Below are 15375 nucleotides of genomic sequence, written 5' to 3' on the forward strand. Positions count from 1 at the left end.
ACCTCACGCGAAGCCGAGGGCGCGGCCGGCGGCCACGGTGATCCAGGCCAAGCCCCACCCCAGGACCAGGCCGTAGGCGATGGTGAAGCCCGCCCAGCCCCAGCTGCCCGCCTCGCGGCGGATCATGGCGACGGTGCCCAGGCAGGGCGTGTAGATGAGCGTGAACACCATGAAGGCCAGGGCCGTGAGGGGGCTCAGGCCAGAGTTGTCGCGGAGGGACACCTGGAGCGGGCTGAGGCGCTCGCCCGGCTTGGGCTCATCACTGGCCTGATGGATGACCGCCATGGTGGAGACCACGATCTCCTTGGCGACGAAGCCGGCGGTGAGGGCGATGACATCCTTCCAGGCCTCGGCGCGCTTGTGGTCCGGATCGAGGATGGGCCGGAGGAGGGGGGAGGCCTTCTGGCCCAGCCGCGCGGCCAGGCTCGTGTTCACGATGCGGCTCTCGTGGGCCAGCTGGAGGGCCCTGAGGCGATCCTCCTCCTCGGCCCCGGGCAGCTTCAGGGCGGCCACGGCCTGCCGCTGCTCCTGGTACTGGGCCGTCCACTCCTGGTTGGCGATGCCGGGATAGCGCGAGAGGAACCAGATCAGCGTGGCGCCCGCGAAGATGGTCGTGCCCGCGCGGGTGAGGAAGACCGAGCCCTTCTCCCACATGTGGATGAGCGTGGCCTTCAGGACCGGCAACCGATAGGGCGGCAGCTCCATCACGAAGGGCGAGCTGGGGCCGGCGAAGAGCGCGCTGCGCAGGATGCGGCCCATGAGGACGGCGAGGCCCAGGCCCAGGAAGTGCATGGCGATGATGGCCAGGGCCGCCTTGAAGGGCGTGAAGAAAGTCCCGGCGATGACGATGTAGACCTGGAGGCGCGCGGAGCAGCTCACCAGTGGCGTGACGAGGATGGTGATGAGGCGGTCCTGCCGGCTCTCGATGGTGCGGGCGGCCTGGATGGCCGGCACATTGCAGCCGCTGCCCATGATGAGGGGGATGAAGCTCTTCCCGTGGAGGCCCATGACGTGCATGAGCCGGTCCATGATGAAGGCCGCCCGGGCCATGTAGCCGGTGTCCTCCAGGAAGGCGATGCAGCCCATCAGGATCATGATCACGGGCACGAAGACGATCACCGCGCTCACGCCGGGGATCACGCCATCCACCAGCAGGCTGGTCAGCTCGCCGGCGGGCAGGTGGGCCCCGGCGAAGTCCGACAGCGCCTTGAATCCCTCGGCGATCCAGTCCTGGGGGATCTTCCCGAGGATGAAGGACACCGAGTAGACCAGGGCCAGGATGCCCACGAAGATGGGGATGCCCAGCCACCGGTGGGTGAGCACCGCATCGAGCCTGGCGGTGGGGGTCCTGCCCTCGTCCGGCGCCGTGGCCACCTCTTTCACCAGGCCGTGGGCGAAGCCGTAGCGGCGCTCGGCGATCAGCGTCGCGCCATCGGCGCCCAGGTGGGGTTCCAGGAAGGCGAAGCTCTTCGTGAGCTGCTGGCTGATGGCTTCGCTGGCGTGGCTCTCCGCCACCCGCCGCTTGGCCTCGGCATTGTTCTCCAACAGCTGGAGGGCCAGCCAGCGGGGCGGCATGGCCGCCTCGAGCTTCTCGTCTCGGCAGATCTCCGTTTCGAGCTTGGCCAGCTCGCCCTCGATGTCGTGGCCATAGTCCACGGTGATGCGGCGGCAGCGGGTGGACTCCCCGCGTGCCAGAACCGCCAGGAGGGCCTTGAGCTCGGGAATACCCTGGGCCCGGTTGCCCACGGTGGGGATGACCGGGCCGCCCAGCAGGGTCTCCAGGGCCGCCACATCGATGTGGACGCCCCGGTTTTCGGCGTCATCCACCATGTTGAGGACGAAGGCCACAGGCTTGCCCAGCTCCAGCAGCTGGGTGCTGAGGTAGAGGTTGCGCTCCAGGTTCGAGGCGTCCAGCACGTTCAGGACCAGGTCCACCTCCGGGGAGGCCAGGAACTGGGCGGCGACTCGCTCATCCTCGCTGCGGGCGGCCAGGGAGTAGGTTCCGGGGAGGTCCACCACCTCCAGGGTCAGGCCATCCTGCTCGAAGGCACCACTGCGCCGTTCCACCGTGACGCCGGGCCAGTTGCCCACGTGGTGGCGGGCCCCGGTGAGGGCGTTGAACAGCGTCGTCTTCCCGCAGTTGGGATTACCCGCCAGGGCGATGGTGAGGGACATCAGGCCACCCGGTGCACGAGGATGCAGGCGCTCTCGTCCCGTCGCAGCGACAGGTGGTAGCCCTTGATCACGAGTTCCATGGGGTCCCCCAGGGGGGCCAGCTTCTCCACCCGCAGGCGCGCGCCCCGGATGAAGCCCATCTCCAGCAGGCGCTGGCGGATCTGACCCTGCGCCTGGACCTGGATCACCTCCCCCTGGTCCCCCGGTTGGAGGTCGCTCAGGGGAATTGATAGATTCTGAGTCATAATCTCAACTCCAAACCATAGTCTAACTCCCCATTAGGGTGCTACAAGGTCCAAGTCAAAGGATGTGATCTCCGTCTAAACTGGATCCGATGCCCACGACCAGCCCCCTGACCCTGCCCAACGCACTGACCCTGCTGCGGATCCTGGCCATCCCCTTTTTCGCCATCGCGGTCTGGTACGGACACCACTGGCACGCCTTCATCATCTTCGGGGCCGCGGGGCTCACAGACCTGCTGGATGGGCTCATCGCGCGGGTGTTCGACCAGGGATCGGACTTGGGCGCCGTGCTGGATCCGGCCGCCGACAAGCTGCTCATGACCACGGCCTTCGTGCTCCTGGCCTGGCGCACCCAGGGCATGGCCGCTCCCATCCCCGTGTGGGTGGCGATGCTCGCCATCACACGGGATCTGGTGATCTCCTTCTACGCCTTCGCCTCCGTGGACCGTCTCAGCGACAGCAAGTTCCACCCCAGCCTCCTGGGCAAGGTGAGCACGGCGGCCCAACTCGTCGCCGTCTCCCTGGGCCTGCTATTCAATGCCCTGGGCTACCGGCGCTGGATGGACCCCTTCCTGCCGGAGATGTACTGGGTGGTGGCGGCCCTGGTGCTGGCCTCGGGCATCCACTACTTCGTGCGAGCCACCCGGGCCCCGGCCGCGGGATGACGGAGCGGGGCCGGATTCCCCTCCGCTTCGCCCTGGCCGCGGCGACTGCCCTGCTGGCCCTCTGGCTGCTGCGGCGGGCCCTGGCCCCCTTCTTCTTCGCCATGGTCCTGGCCTACCTGCTGGGCCCCCTGGTGGACCGCCTGGCAGGACGCCTGGGCCGGCCCTGGAGCGTGGTGGCGGTGCTCAGCGGCTTTGTGGTCGCGGTCGCCGGCCTCCTGACGATCCTGGTGCCCTGGCTGGCAGACCAGGGCGAACGCCTCGCCGCTTCCCTGCCGGGCTGGAAACAGGCCCTCGAGGCGAGGCTGCTGCCCTGGTTCCAGGCCCACCCGGCCTGGCAGGCCCGGCTGGAGCGCGGCCTGGAGGGCCTGGATCCGGGGCTGCTGCTTCGCGGCCTCCGCGCCACGGGCGGCGGCCTCCAGGGGTGCTTCCTCGATCTGCTGGCCCTCATCCTAGTGCCCCTGATCCTCTACTACCTGCTGCTGGAGGGCCCCCGGCTCGTGGCCAACCTCCGGAGCCTGGCACCCCCGCGGCACCGGGAGCGCATGGACCGCATGGCCGGAGCCATCCACCAGCGCCTGGGCGGCTATATCCGCGGCCAGGCCGCCGTGGCCGCCGCCATGGCCCTGCTCCAGGGGCTGGCCCTGGCGATCCTCGGCGTGCCTTACGCCTGGCTGCTGGGCCTGGTGGCCGGCGTGTCCAACGTCGTGCCCTACTCCCCCTACCTGACCGCCCTGCCGCCGGCCCTGGTGCTGGCCTATCTGGACGGAGGGCGCACGGGACATCTCGTGACCCTCGCCCTCGTGTTCATCGCCGTGCAGAAGGCCGAGGCCTTCTACTTCACGCCCGTCTGGGTGGGGCGCGCCAGCCGCCTGCATCCCCTGGAGGTGCTGCTGGCCCTCACGGCCTTCGGCTTCTGGTTCGGCGTGCTGGGGCTCATCTTCGCGGTGCCGCTGGCGGTGGTGCTGAAGGTGGCGGCCGAGGAGCTGCTGGCGGACTACCGGGCCCATCCCTGGTTCGGCGAGGAAGCCTGATAGACTGGGCCTTCCGCGTCGGGAGACGCCGAAGGAGCCGCCATGAGAAAGCCCGCCCCGAAGGGGCCCCGCACCGCGCCCGCCACCCGCAAGCCCGCCGCCGGCCGGCCGGCCGCAGGCCCGGCCCGGTCATCAGCGCCAGCCCGACCGGCCGCAGGTCCGGCCCGGTCATCCTCGGCTTCCCGTCCGTCCTCGGCCTCCCGCCCCACCTCGGGCTCTGCCAGCCGCTCCGCGTCCGGCGCTCCCACGCGGAGGCCGGCCATCGACAAGACCCGGCCCGCGGCCAAGCAGGCCCCGCGCAAGGCCGCGGCACCCCGCCCCGGCGGAGCCTCACCTCGCCCTCCGCAGGCCGGCCAGGAGCGCCTCCAGAAGATCCTCGCCGCCGCCGGCATAGACAGCCGCCGGGCCTGCGAGCAGATCATCCTCGACGGCCGCGTGCAGGTGAACGGGAAGACTGTGGCCGAGCTGGGCGCCCGCGCCGATCCGCGCCGGGACGAGATCACCGTGGACCTGATCCCCATCCACAAGGAGGCGCCGGTCTACATCCTCATGAACAAGCCCAAGGGCTACGTCACCACCGTGAAGGACGACCAGGGCCGGCCCACGGTGATGGCCCTGCTCAAGGGCGTGCCGGGCCGCCTGTACCCGGTGGGCCGCCTCGACTTCAACTCCGAGGGCCTGCTGCTCATGACCAACGACGGCGCCCTGGCCCAGGTGCTCATGGGGCCCGAGCATGAGATCCCCAAGGTCTACCTGGTGAAGGTCCACCGCACGCCGAAGCCCGAGCTGCTGAAGGAGTTCGAGGCCGGTTTCCTGCTCAGCGGACGTCGACTGAAACCCTGCCACATCGAGATCGCCGAGAAGGGCGACAACCCCTGGCTGAAGGTCACCCTCACAGAGGGCAAGAACCAGCAGATCCGCCGCATGTTCGCCGCCGTGGGTCATCCCGTGAGCAAGCTGCGCCGGGTGCAGTTCGGCCCCCTGGCGGACCCGCTTCTGAAGCCCGGCGCTTGGCGCTTCCTGCACCCCCAGGAAATCGCGGCGATCAAGAGCCTATAAAAGGGACGAGATCGCCCCGCCGTCCACCGCCAGGGTGCTGCCGGTGATGTAGGAGGCTCCGGGGCCCGCAAGGAAGGCCACGGCCTCGCCGAATTCCCTCGGCTCGCCGTAGCGTCCCACCGGGATGCGGGCCCCCTGCTCCGTCCGGATATCCTCCATGGTCCGGCCGCTGGCCTTCGCGGCCTCGCCGTCCAGGAAGCGGACGCGGTCCGTGAAGATGCGCCCCGGGGCCACGCAGTTCACGGTGATGCCGTCCTTCGCCACCTGCCCGGCGAGGGTCTTGGCCATGGCCGTCACCGCGGCCCGCAGCGAGTTGGAGAGCACCAGCGCGGGAATGGGCTGCTTGACGGCGCTGGAGGTGATGAAGAGGATCCGGCCCCAGCTCCGTTCCTTCATGCCGGGCACAACCGCCCGCGCCAGGCGCACGGCGGGCATGAGGAGGCTGTCGAAGGCCCCCTGCCAGGCGGCGTCGTCGAAGGCCATGAAGGGCCCCGGCTGCGGTCCGCCCGTGTTGGAGACCAGCACGTCCACGTGGGTGTAGGCGGCCAGGGTGGCCTCCACCAGTCGCTGGACGTCCTCGGCACGGCCCAGGTCCGCCACCACCGGCAGGACCGCGCGCCCCGTGGCCCGGCGGATCTCTTCCGCGGCCTTCTCCACGGCCGCCTGATCCCGGCCGCAGATGGCCAGATCGCAGCCGGCCCGCGCCAGAGCCTCGGCCGAGGCCCGGCCCAGGCCCTTGCTGGCCGCCGTCACGAGCGCCACCTTGCCTTCCAGTTCCTGCCCCATGGGTGCCCTCCTGCGGGGCATTGTGGCACCCGGAGGCAGGAAGAGGTCAGCGAATCAGGCCAGGTGCAGGCTCCGCACCGCCAGCAGGATCTCCCGAAGGAAGAACACCAGGGCCGCCACGAAGGCCGCCATGGCCAGGATGAAGAGCAGGGCCACAGGCACGGCCACGCTGGCCTTCAGCACGGCCCCCAGGAACACGGTGGCGATGCTGACGCAGACCAGCAGCGCCGCGGTGGTGCCGGAGGTGATGGCTAGGTTGATGAACCGCCTGCGATGCGCCAGGGTGTGCATCTCGTCGTGGATGGCCGGGTGCCGGCGTTCCGGCGCCTGATCCAGAAGATCCTTCAGCGCCCGGGCCCGGTCCACGATGCGTGCCAGCCGGGTGGACAGCACGCCGAGGATCGTCCCGATGGACGTGAGCAGGAAGACCGGCGCCACCGACAGCTGGATGACGTGGGAGATGTCCGTGATGGTCTGGGCGGAAACGGGAGGCGCGGGGACGGGCATGGCTTTATAGCTATCAGCTCTCAGCTGTCAGCTGTCAGTAAAAAATGCCGCACCCCTCTTGAGCTGAAAGCTGAGAGCCGATAGCTGACAGCCTCTACAGCGCCTCTTCCTCGAAATCCAGCATGTGACCGCTCTTGCGGGCCTTGGTCTTGAGGTAGCGCAGGTTGTGGGGGTTGGAGGCCAGCTGGTGGCGCTCCCGCTCGACCTCGATGCCGGCGGACTCCAGGGCCCCGATCTTCCGGGGGTTGTTGGTCAGCAGCTTGACCTTGGTGATGCCAAAGAAGTTGAGCATCTCCACGGCGCAGTCGTAGGTGCGCAGATCGTCCGGGAAGCCCAGGGAGTGGTTGGCCTCCACCGTGTCGAGCCCCTGCTCCTGGAGGGCATAGGCCTTGAGCTTGTTCAGGAGGCCGATGCCGCGGCCCTCCTGGCGGAGGTAGAGCACCATGCCGCCGTGCTCGGCCACGTGGCGGAGGCCCTCCTCCAGCTGCTGGCGGCAGTCGCACCGGAGGCTGCCCAGCACGTCGCCCGTCCAGCACTCGGAGTGGATGCGCACGGGAATACGGCGCCGGGCGTCGATCTCGCCGGCCACGATGGCCAGGTGCTCCTTGCCCGTGGCGTGCTCCAGGAAGCCGTAGACCGTGAACTTGCCGAAGATGGACGGCACATTGGCCTTGGCGATGAAGGGAACCTTCTCCGCCTGGAGCTTGCAGAACAGTTCGAGTTTCGGGGCGCTGCTGGGATCTTTGGGCGACATGGGGGTCCGGGAGAAAGTGCGGCTGATCCATTGGATGCCGCCCGGGAGGAAAATGAAGTCTGGGACCTGGACCTTTTCGGGGCAACCGGTTCCCGGCCCGTCCTGCACTAGACCATATCGCGTTCCATCTGGGCCAGCACGGCCGTCTCCACCTGGGCGATGAAGGTCTCCAGCGGCAGGGAGGCCTTGGCGCCGGAGGCCAGGCGGTGGCCCCCGCCCCCGAACTGGCGGCAGACAGCGTTCACATCCACCTTCTCGCGGGACCGGAGGCTCACCTTGGCGCGGCCGTCCGAGGCCTCGGAGAACAGGGCGGCCACCTCGACGCCCTTCAACTTCCGGGGCTCCTCCACCAGCTCGTCCAGATCCTCGTGGGTGGCGCCGCAGGCGGCCAGGTCCGCCTTGGTCACGGCCACATACGCGAAACGACCGCCGTCCCGCATCTGGAGCCCGCCCATGGCCCGGCCGAAAAGCTTGAGCTTGGCGGGCGTGGCGGTCTGGTAGAGGGCGTTGTAGGTGCGCGCCGGGTGGACCCCCTGGGCGATGAGGTCAGCCGCCGCTTGGTGGATCTTGGGCGTGGTGTTGGAATGGCGGAAGTTGCCTGTGTCGCTCACCATGCCCGCATAGAGGGCCTGGGCCATCACCGGCGGCAGGTCGCCCCCGATGCGGGGCCGCACCAGGTCGTAGACCAGCTCCGTGCTGGCGCTGGCCGTGGGGTCCGTGAACTCGTCGTCGAAGCCGTGAGGCGCGTCCTTCAGGTGGTGGTCCAGGCAGGCCCGCTCGGCCTTCGTGCCCTCGAAGGCGGCGTAGAGCGCCCCCATGCGGTGGGGTTCCGAGGCGTCGATGAGCAGCCAGGCATCCGGCCAGGCGGCCAGGTCCGCGTGGGCGCCCGCGGGGTCGTAGGCCTCGATCCAGCCCTCAGGATCCAGAAACCGCAGGTTCTCCGGCAGGACCGGCGCCACCACGATGCGGGCCTCCTTGCCTTCCTCCTTCAGGTGGGCTGCCAGCGCCACGGCCGCGCCCACGCCATCCCCGTCCGGGTTCTCGTGGGTGGTGAGAAGGACCTTGGCGTGGCCATCGAGAAAGTCGGCAAAGCGATCGAGCATGAATCCTGACCTCGGTAGTCAGGATATCAGAGGTGTTCCTTTTTACTCTCCAGGCTGCCCGGCTTGAAGGCCTTCAGCTCGTGGACGATCTCGGCCAGCAGGGCGCGTTTGAGGGCGTAGGGCAGGAAGGCGCTCTTGAAGCCCATGATGATGAGCTCCTTGATTTCTTCGAGGTTGAAGTTCAGCTCGTCGTGGATGACCTGGAACTCCCGGCTCACCGTGGTGTTCGTGACCATGCGGTTGTCGGTGTTCACGGTGACGCGCAGACCCAGGTCGTAGAACAGGCGGATGGGGTGGTCCGCCATCTTCTTCACGGCCTTGGTCTGCACGTTGCTCGAGGGGCAGCACTCCAGCGGGATGCGGTGGTCATTTACATAATTGAGCAGGTCGCCGTCCTCGATGAGCCGCACGCCATGGCCAATGCGGTGAGCACTGCAGAGATGGATGGCCTGGTGGATGCTCTCCGGGCCGTAGGCCTCGCCCGCATGCAGGGTGCAGTTGATGTTGTTCTGGAGCACGCGACCGAAGGCATCCTTGTGGCGCTTGGCGGGGAAGTTCTCCTCGGCGCCCGCCAGGTCGAAGCCCACCACACCCTTGTTCTTGAAGGCCACGGTGAGGTCCGCCAGGCGCAGCGAGATGTCGGGCGAGATGTGGCGAATGCCGCAAAGGATGACGCCGGTCTTGATGTTGTACTGGCGCTCCGCCTGGGCCAGGCCCTCCAGCACGGCCTGCACGATGGCGTGGAGCGTGAGGCCCTTCTGCTGGTGGAGGATCGGGCTGTAGCGCACCTCCATGTAGCGCACGTTCTCCTTCGCCGCGTCCTCCGCCAGCTCGAAGGCGGTGCGAACGAGGCTTTCGTAGGTTTGCATCACGGAGAGGGTGACGTCGAAGGCCTTGAGGTACTCCACCAGCGACTTGCAATCGTCGCCCACCTCCACGAAGGGCCGCAGGCCCTCAGGCGTGTCCGCAGGCAGCTTCACCTTCTGCTGTTCGGCGAGGTCGAGGATGGTGGCGATGCGGAGGCTGCCGTCCAGGTGGACGTGCAGATCCGTCTTGGGAAGGCGCTGGAGATCCTGGAGGCTGAGTTTCGGCATGGCCTAGCCTAGCGCTTCGCGGGGCGGGCAGCTATCTGATGAAGGTTTGAGAATAAGCAGAAGCCCGACTTTGCCGGGCTTCTGCTTGGGGGTGCGGGGGTGTGCGCGCAGCGTGGGACCCCCGTCAAACGTTCAGCTGGCTCATCCGGTGCGCCAGCGTCGGCGCGTCCGTCTCGCGGCTCTGGCACTCCTTGCACAGGCCGAAGATCTGGTGGCTGTGGTGCATGGGCCGGAAGCCGTACTCGTGGCAGATGGCCTCCTGGAGGGCCTCCAGGTCGGGGCGGAAGAACTCGATGATGGCGTCGCAGTTCAGGCAGATCAGGTGGTCGTGGTGCTCGTTGCTGCGCACGGCCTCGTAGTGCGCGTGCTGGTCGCCGAAGCTGCTCTTCCGCACCAGGCCGCACTGCACCAGCAGATCCAGGGTGCGGTACACCGTGGCCCGGCTGATGGCCTTGCCCTTCTGCTTGAGCGCCATGTGCAGCTGGTCCGCGTCGAAGTGGTGGACCTGGCCGAAGACCTCCTCCACCAGCTCGAGGCGCTCGCCGGTCAGCTTGAGCTGCCGCGACCGCAGGAAGGTTTCAAAGCGCTGCTGTTCCTCGGGGCGTTCGATCTTGGGTTTGCGCATGGAATCCTCGGTGGCAAGTCTAACCGGTCCAGTCGACAGATCGTATTTTACAGATGAAACCCCAAAGCGTATTATGTATCAACCGTATGCATATTGGAGCGCCCATGGCCATCGTTATTATACAATCCCCCAATCTGTCATCGGACCAGAAATCTCGCATCGGGGAGCGGGTCATCACGGCGCTCCAGCAGGAAGGCCTGCCGCCCGGCTCCGTGGTGGTGCTCTTCCGCCCCGAGCGCGGCGACATCTACCTTGATGGCCTGCTGGTGCAGGCCCAGGTGTCCGCGCCCGTCCAGGCCGCGGTTCCCCCCGCGCCCAAGCCCGCCGCCCCCGCGCCCGTGGCCACCCCACCGGCCTTCAAGACCAAGGCCCGCCGATCCAAGCCCGAGTTGGAAGACCTGAAGGGGGACCTGATGCGCGCCCTTCAAGATAAGGGATCCCTCAGCAGCTTCGAGGCCCAGGTGGCCCTGGACCTCAAGGATTGCGACTGGGCCCCGGCCACGCTTCGCCGCCTCTTCACCGAACTGGAGGAGGCCAAGCTGATCACCAAGAGCGGCCAGAAGCGCGGCACCCGCTACGTCTGGAAGGGCATTGTCAACACGCCCCAGTCCACGCCCATCGTGAAGCTGGTGAAGGCGGACACCGACGAAGCGTGATGCTCTCCGGGGGTTCCCCGCTGCGCGCACACCCCCGGACCCCCGGAGCAGAGGACCGGCAAAGCCGGCCCCCTGCTTTTCCCCCAGGGGAGCCTCGTCACACTCGGGCCATGGAATGGTTCGCCTGGGACTTCGACCGCCCGGCCTACTTCCAGATCTACGCGGACAAGGACGCGGAGGCCGCCACCGAAGGACCGGCGCTCGCGGCCTTGCTGGACCTGCCTTCGGGCAGCCGGATCCTGGACCTGCCTTGCGGCTGGGGCCGCCTCCAGCCCCACCTGGTGGCCCGGGGCTGGGAAACCGTGGGGGGCGACCTCAGCCGGATGAACCTGGATCGCCACAGGAAGGAACACCCCGCCGCCCTGACTCGCCTCGACCTCCGCACCCTGCCCTTCCGGGCGGGCTGCGCGGATGGCGTCTTCTGCGCCTACACCAGTTGGGGCTATTTCGCCACGGACGCGGAGAACCTCCGCCAGCTAGCCGAGTTCGCCCGCGTGCTCCGGCCCGGCGGCGCCCTGCTCCTGGACCTGGCCGGCCGCTCCTCCCTGCGGCGGGCCATCGCGGAAGTCGAAGGGCAGTGGCTGGAATTCCCCGATGAAGGCTACGAGGAACGCGCCACCTGGAGCCCCGACGGCCGCCGCATCCGCACGGAGCGCCGCTGCCAGGGCGAGGCCTTCCGCCACGACATCTGGATTCCCGCGGACGCCGAAGTTCGGGCCAGCCTCGCGGCGGCGGGCTTCGGAGACGTGGCGGCCTACGGCGGCTTGGACGGCCGGCCCTGGTCGGAAGAGGCGGAACGCTGGATCTACCGGGGGATCAAGCGCTGAGGCTCCGCGTGGCCAGCAGGTAGGTGCCGAAGCCGAGCCCCGAGAGCCCCATGGCCACCGGCAGGCCCAGACCCTGCACCAGGGCGCCGCCCACGAGAGGACCCACCATCAGGCCCACGGAGTACGCCAGGTTCAGGATGGAGAAGGCGGAAGCGAAGCTCTGGCTGCCCTGCCGCTCCACCTGGTCGGCCACCGCGGGACTGCAGGGACTCATGATGAAGCTGGCCGTGCTGCCCAGCCCCATCATGGCCAGCACCACCATCCAGGACCGGGGCAACAGCACCGGCAGGGGGATGAAGACCACCGCCAGCACCAGCCCCATGCGGAGCACCCGCACCCGCCCGATGCGGTCCGAGAGGGCGCCCATCAATGGCGAGGTGAAGGTGTGAGCCAGGGCGGCCGCCGCGAAACAGAGACCGATCTGGGTCGGAGATTGGCCCAGGCGCCGGTCCAGGTGCAGCGGCAGAGTGGATTCCAGTAGGGCCCACAGGCAGGAGCCCAGGGCCATGGCGCCGGCGAAGACCCGGATGGTGGGATTGGACAGCAGCTGGCGGAAAGGCAGCTGCAGCCCCTGGCCGGATTCGGTCTCTGGCAGGAGGAAGGCACGACCCGCCGCATCCAGGGCCACCAGGACCGCCCCCAGCACAAATGGCGCGGTGGGGCCCGCGTGCTGATCGAGGAAGCCGGAGAGCGGGGGCCCGATCAGCACGCCGAGGTTCGCGGCGGCGAACGCTGTGCCCATGGCCTTGCCCCGCGATTCGCTGGGAAAGATGTCCGCCAGCAGCGCCATGCCCGGCAGCCAGGTGGCCGCCCCCGCCACGCCCTGGAGGAAGCGGGCCAGCACCAGCAGCCAGTACTGCTTCGACACGGCGAAGACCAGCGTGGTGACGCCCAGCCCCGCCAGGCCCCAGAGCATGGGCGCGCGGCGGCCGAAGCGGTCCGTGAGGAGGGCCACGGGGAAGGTGGCCGCCAGCAGGGCCACGGCGTAGCTGCCGAAGAGGATTCCCACCTCCATTTGGTTCAGGTGGAGGTCCCGCGCGTACCGGGGCAGCAGGGGCACCAGCAGGTAGTAGAGGAGCATGTCCACGTGGAAGGCCAGGGCCGTCACGAGGAGCGCGGCGGTGGGGGGAGCGGGACGGCGCATCCCCCCACTATCGCATCGGCCCGCTCAGCCCCGTGCCATCTCCACCTTGGGGTAGGCGGCCCGGAAGCCACAGGCCTCGTAGGACCGCTGGCTGGCGGTGCCCGGGGCCGTGGAGGCGCAGGCGAGGTCACAGCCGCGGACCCGCGCGAAGGCCAGGCGCGCGGCGATGAGGGCCTTCTGCAAGCCGCGGGCCCGGAAGCGCGGCAGCACCGCATCGCCCGAGAGCAGGGCCACGCCCTCCACGACGCCCAGCATGCCGCCTCCGGCCAGCTCTCCGTCCACGAAGGCCAGAAAGCCCCAGGCATCCGGCACCTCCAGGGACACCTCGAAAGGCGGCGTCAGGTCCTGCCAGTCATCGCGCTCGTGAAACCCTGCCGCGACCACGCGATTGAAGATCCCGGCCTCGTCGAGCCGGGCTTGTCGAACCAGGCCTTCCGAACCTGCCGCAGGTGGGTCCTCCAGGGATCGCACCCACAGCTGCTGGAAGGCGTGGAGGCGGTACCCCCGGCGCGCCAGCAGCGGCCACAGCGACGGATCGGCGCCGGGGCTGAGTTCCAGCACGGTGGGCACGCCGAGGAAGGCCTCGACGGCTTCCAGTTCGGGTTCGTTGATCGGCTCGGTCAACCCCAGCGCCTGATTGAGGGGGTGGGCCTCGCCGCGGTGGTGCGCGAAGCCCCCGCCCAACGGCAGGCTGCGACCCCCGGCAGCCTGGTTGAATCGTTCGTTCTGAAGGGCCTGGGCGCGCTCGAGACGGCGCGCTAGGCAGGTCAAGTCGTGGTGCATCGGAATCTCCGAAAAGGGGTGGTCCGCCCGCCCAGAGGCGCGGCGGCAGGCACAGGGTCGCGCCCTTGCGTCAGCCCAGGCGCGGGCTCCCGACACCAAGTCCAGGCGCGAAACCAACGGAATGACGGGAGCGGGTCAGAGGCCTATCCAGAGAAGCCACCAGCGTAGCCGAATTTTCGACGGACTCCCGGAGGACATGAACACGGCCTCCTTTCGGAGGCCGCGGTGGATCGGTAAGCCGGGTTCTCCCGACCACCGGGTGATGGAGCACGCTCCGGTGGAGCGTGCGGAGTCGGGACCCGGCGAGGAGGGAATCACGAGGGGAGGAGGACGCGCGAAGCCCCCTTGCGGGGGCTCCGGTGGATCGGTAAGCCGGGTTCTGTCGTGGGACGTCATTCCTCTGGGATGGATGTCGCCATCCAACTCAAGCGACCTACCCGCCGGCTCGGTCGGGTCAACCCTCGCCGCTTGCGCGGTGCGCCGGCCTATTTGGTCTTGCTCCCTGGGGGGTTTACCGTGCCCGTCCTGTTGCCAGTCCGGCGGTGGGCTCTTACCCCACCGTTTCACCCTTGCCTGTGATCCGAAGATCCATCGGCGGTCTGCTCTCTGTTGCACTTTCCGTCGGGTCGCCCCGCCCTGGTGTTACCAGGCCCAGCACCCTGTGGAGCCCGGACTTTCCTCTGCCCTTGCGAGCAGCGACGCCCTGATCCACAAGGGTGAGGCTAGCACGATCTAGGTGCCCTCCGGCGTGGCGATCAGGGCGGGCAATGCTTCCGGCCGGCCCGACTTGACTGCGTCCAGGACGCCCGTGGCCCGGTGGAGCGGCAGCGAAGGGTGGACCCGGAGCACCACTTTCCCGGTCGTCGCATGGATCCGCGCGGGCAGTTCAGCCAGCGTGATCTTCACACCATCCAGGTCGAGGGAACCGTCCGCCGCGAGGGTGAGGCGGAGGAGCGGTCCCGGGACCCCGGTCCCGGCGCCTCCGGAAAGGGAGGTGTCGAGGGCCCGGGGCAGGACCGGAACGAGGGAGATGAAAACGATCAGGAGCACCAGGACGATGTCCACCAGGGGCGTGATGTTGATGTCGCTGCGGATCTTCGGGGTCATGGCGTCCTCACCTCAGCCGGAAGTTCAGGGTGAGCCGGAAGCTCGCCGCCGCCGGGCGGCCATCCATCAGGGCGGGTTCGAAGCGCCACTGGCGGGCGGCCTGCAGCGCGGCGTCCTGGAGGGCCGGGTGTCCGTCCAGGACACGCACCTGCATGGGTACGCCCCGTTCATCCACCACCATCATCAGCACCACCGTGCCCTGGACATGGGCCCGGCGCGCAAGATCCGGATAGATGGGATCCACGCGATGGAGGATCGCCGGAGCGGTGGTGGTGAAGTCGTGGATCGCCGGGCCCGCCGCGGGACCTGCGGGGCCGGTGGCTGGGACCGTGAGGCCCGGAAGCGCGGGCCCTGCCCCGGGGACGTCCAGGTGGCGATCCAAGGTGGGGAGGCCCGCGGCGGGCTCCACCGGATCCGCCCGCGTGGGCGCGCCGGAGTTGACGACGGCCGTGCCGCCTCCTGTGCCCCCGGTGGTCGTGGGTGCCTGGCGTTCGATGGGACGCGGGCGCGGAGGCCCGTCGAGCTCTATCGGTCTCCAGGGAGGGGCAGGCGGAAGCGCCGGCGCCAGGACGGCCTTCGGCCCGAAGGACGCGATAGCCACGGCTCCGCCGGCGAGCAGGAGGTAGGTCAAGGCGGACAGCATGGCCGCGCGGAAGGTGTCCGAAGGCGGCGCCGAAGCGAGGATGGCGTGGGGTTGCAGGGTGGGCGGCAGGTCCGGGAAGGCAGGCCCCCGGCCGCGCCGGAGCGCGAGGATGGACATGGGATCTCCTGTGGGTGGCGACTGTGGCCTTCCGCAGAACCCACGCCCACCGCAGGC

The 15375-nt window shown here is 68.9% G+C and carries 17 protein-coding genes and 1 other RNA gene; 5 read left to right on the forward strand and 13 right to left on the reverse strand.

All coding sequences use genetic code 11. From position 1 onward, the window contains the following. Positions 1-3: 3 nt before the first annotated feature. Together feoB and MLE64_RS06280 are read right to left on the reverse strand one after the other, a co-directional pair. Positions 4-2175 (reverse strand): ferrous iron transport protein B, encoded by a 2172-nt coding sequence (gene feoB / locus MLE64_RS06275; RefSeq protein ID WP_243316922.1) that lies wholly within the window; start codon positions 2173-2175, stop codon positions 4-6. Next, positions 2175-2420 carry a FeoA family protein gene (locus tag MLE64_RS06280; RefSeq protein WP_243316923.1) on the reverse strand — a complete coding sequence of 82 codons (246 nt, stop codon included), beginning with the start codon at positions 2418-2420 and terminating at the stop codon, positions 2175-2177. The genes feoB and MLE64_RS06280 overlap by 1 nt, the downstream gene beginning before the upstream one ends. A gap of 89 nt (positions 2421-2509) precedes the next feature. On the opposite strand from MLE64_RS06280, the gene pgsA reads away from it, so the two are divergent. From pgsA to MLE64_RS06300, 3 genes are read left to right on the forward strand one after another with little or no spacing between them, the layout of a single operon-like run. Next, entirely contained in the window at positions 2510-3082 is a 573-nt protein-coding gene (gene pgsA / locus MLE64_RS06285) for a CDP-diacylglycerol--glycerol-3-phosphate 3-phosphatidyltransferase (RefSeq protein WP_243316924.1), read from the forward strand. Next, positions 3079-4113, forward strand: a complete 1035-nt coding sequence (locus tag MLE64_RS06290; RefSeq protein ID WP_243316925.1) for an AI-2E family transporter — start codon at positions 3079-3081, stop codon at positions 4111-4113. Before pgsA ends, MLE64_RS06290 begins: the two co-directional genes overlap by 4 nt. A gap of 42 nt (positions 4114-4155) precedes the next feature. Then, positions 4156-5172, forward strand: a complete 1017-nt coding sequence (locus MLE64_RS06300; protein ID WP_279342955.1) for a pseudouridine synthase — start codon at positions 4156-4158, stop codon at positions 5170-5172. On the opposite strand, the gene MLE64_RS06305 is transcribed toward MLE64_RS06300, so the two are convergent. The 6 genes from MLE64_RS06305 to MLE64_RS06330 all read right to left on the reverse strand — a co-directional run bounded on the left by MLE64_RS06305 (position 5167) and on the right by MLE64_RS06330 (position 10041). After that, a complete protein-coding gene (locus MLE64_RS06305; protein ID WP_243316926.1) occupies positions 5167-5958 on the reverse strand; it encodes an SDR family oxidoreductase in 792 nt (263 codons plus the stop codon). The genes MLE64_RS06300 and MLE64_RS06305 overlap by 6 nt on opposite strands. Before the next feature lie 54 nt (positions 5959-6012). Further along, positions 6013-6465 (reverse strand): DUF2721 domain-containing protein, encoded by a 453-nt coding sequence (locus tag MLE64_RS06310; protein ID WP_243295876.1) that lies wholly within the window; start codon positions 6463-6465, stop codon positions 6013-6015. Positions 6466-6559: 94 nt separating this feature from the next. Further along, positions 6560-7219 carry a GTP cyclohydrolase II gene (ribA, locus tag MLE64_RS06315; RefSeq protein WP_243287516.1) on the reverse strand — a complete coding sequence of 220 codons (660 nt, stop codon included), beginning with the start codon at positions 7217-7219 and terminating at the stop codon, positions 6560-6562. 107 nt (positions 7220-7326) lie between these two features. Then, positions 7327-8322: a DHH family phosphoesterase gene (locus tag MLE64_RS06320; protein ID WP_243316927.1), complete on the reverse strand. Its 996-nt coding sequence runs from the start codon at positions 8320-8322 to the stop codon at positions 7327-7329. Between the two features lie 26 nt (positions 8323-8348). Next, positions 8349-9416, reverse strand: a complete 1068-nt coding sequence (add, locus tag MLE64_RS06325) for an adenosine deaminase (protein WP_243316928.1) — start codon at positions 9414-9416, stop codon at positions 8349-8351. Between the two features lie 124 nt (positions 9417-9540). Beyond that, positions 9541-10041: a Fur family transcriptional regulator gene (locus MLE64_RS06330; protein WP_243295872.1), complete on the reverse strand. Its 501-nt coding sequence runs from the start codon at positions 10039-10041 to the stop codon at positions 9541-9543. 104 nt (positions 10042-10145) lie between these two features. On the opposite strand from MLE64_RS06330, the gene MLE64_RS06335 reads away from it, so the two are divergent. Together MLE64_RS06335 and MLE64_RS06340 are read left to right on the forward strand one after the other, a co-directional pair. Then, positions 10146-10697, forward strand: a complete 552-nt coding sequence (locus MLE64_RS06335) for a hypothetical protein (protein ID WP_243316929.1) — start codon at positions 10146-10148, stop codon at positions 10695-10697. 110 nt (positions 10698-10807) lie between these two features. Continuing rightward, positions 10808-11524 carry a class I SAM-dependent methyltransferase gene (locus MLE64_RS06340; protein WP_243316930.1) on the forward strand — a complete coding sequence of 239 codons (717 nt, stop codon included), beginning with the start codon at positions 10808-10810 and terminating at the stop codon, positions 11522-11524. Here MLE64_RS06340 and MLE64_RS06345 read toward each other — a convergent pair. The 5 genes from MLE64_RS06345 to MLE64_RS06365 form a co-directional block, all read right to left on the reverse strand. Beyond that, the gene (locus MLE64_RS06345; protein WP_243316931.1) at positions 11514-12668 is read right to left on the reverse strand and encodes an MFS transporter; all 1155 of its coding nucleotides are present in this window, start codon (positions 12666-12668) and stop codon (positions 11514-11516) included. The two genes, MLE64_RS06340 and MLE64_RS06345, sit on opposite strands and share 11 nt — an antisense overlap. A gap of 24 nt (positions 12669-12692) precedes the next feature. After that, on the reverse strand, positions 12693-13451 hold the full coding sequence (locus MLE64_RS06350; RefSeq protein WP_243316932.1) for a GNAT family N-acetyltransferase: 759 nt from the start codon (positions 13449-13451) through the stop codon (positions 12693-12695). 352 nt (positions 13452-13803) lie between these two features. After that, an RNA gene (gene rnpB, locus MLE64_RS06355) (RNase P RNA component class A) lies at positions 13804-14166 on the reverse strand. 17 nt (positions 14167-14183) lie between these two features. Continuing rightward, a complete protein-coding gene (locus tag MLE64_RS06360; protein WP_243316933.1) occupies positions 14184-14558 on the reverse strand; it encodes an ExbD/TolR family protein in 375 nt (124 codons plus the stop codon). Positions 14559-14565: 7 nt separating this feature from the next. Then, positions 14566-15318, reverse strand: coding sequence for an energy transducer TonB (locus tag MLE64_RS06365; RefSeq protein ID WP_243316934.1), 753 nt, complete (start codon positions 15316-15318; stop codon positions 14566-14568). Positions 15319-15375 lie beyond the last annotated feature (57 nt).

The sequence above is a fragment of the Geothrix paludis genome (genome assembly GCF_022808815.1).
GTDB lineage: Bacteria > Acidobacteriota > Holophagae > Holophagales > Holophagaceae > Geothrix > Geothrix paludis.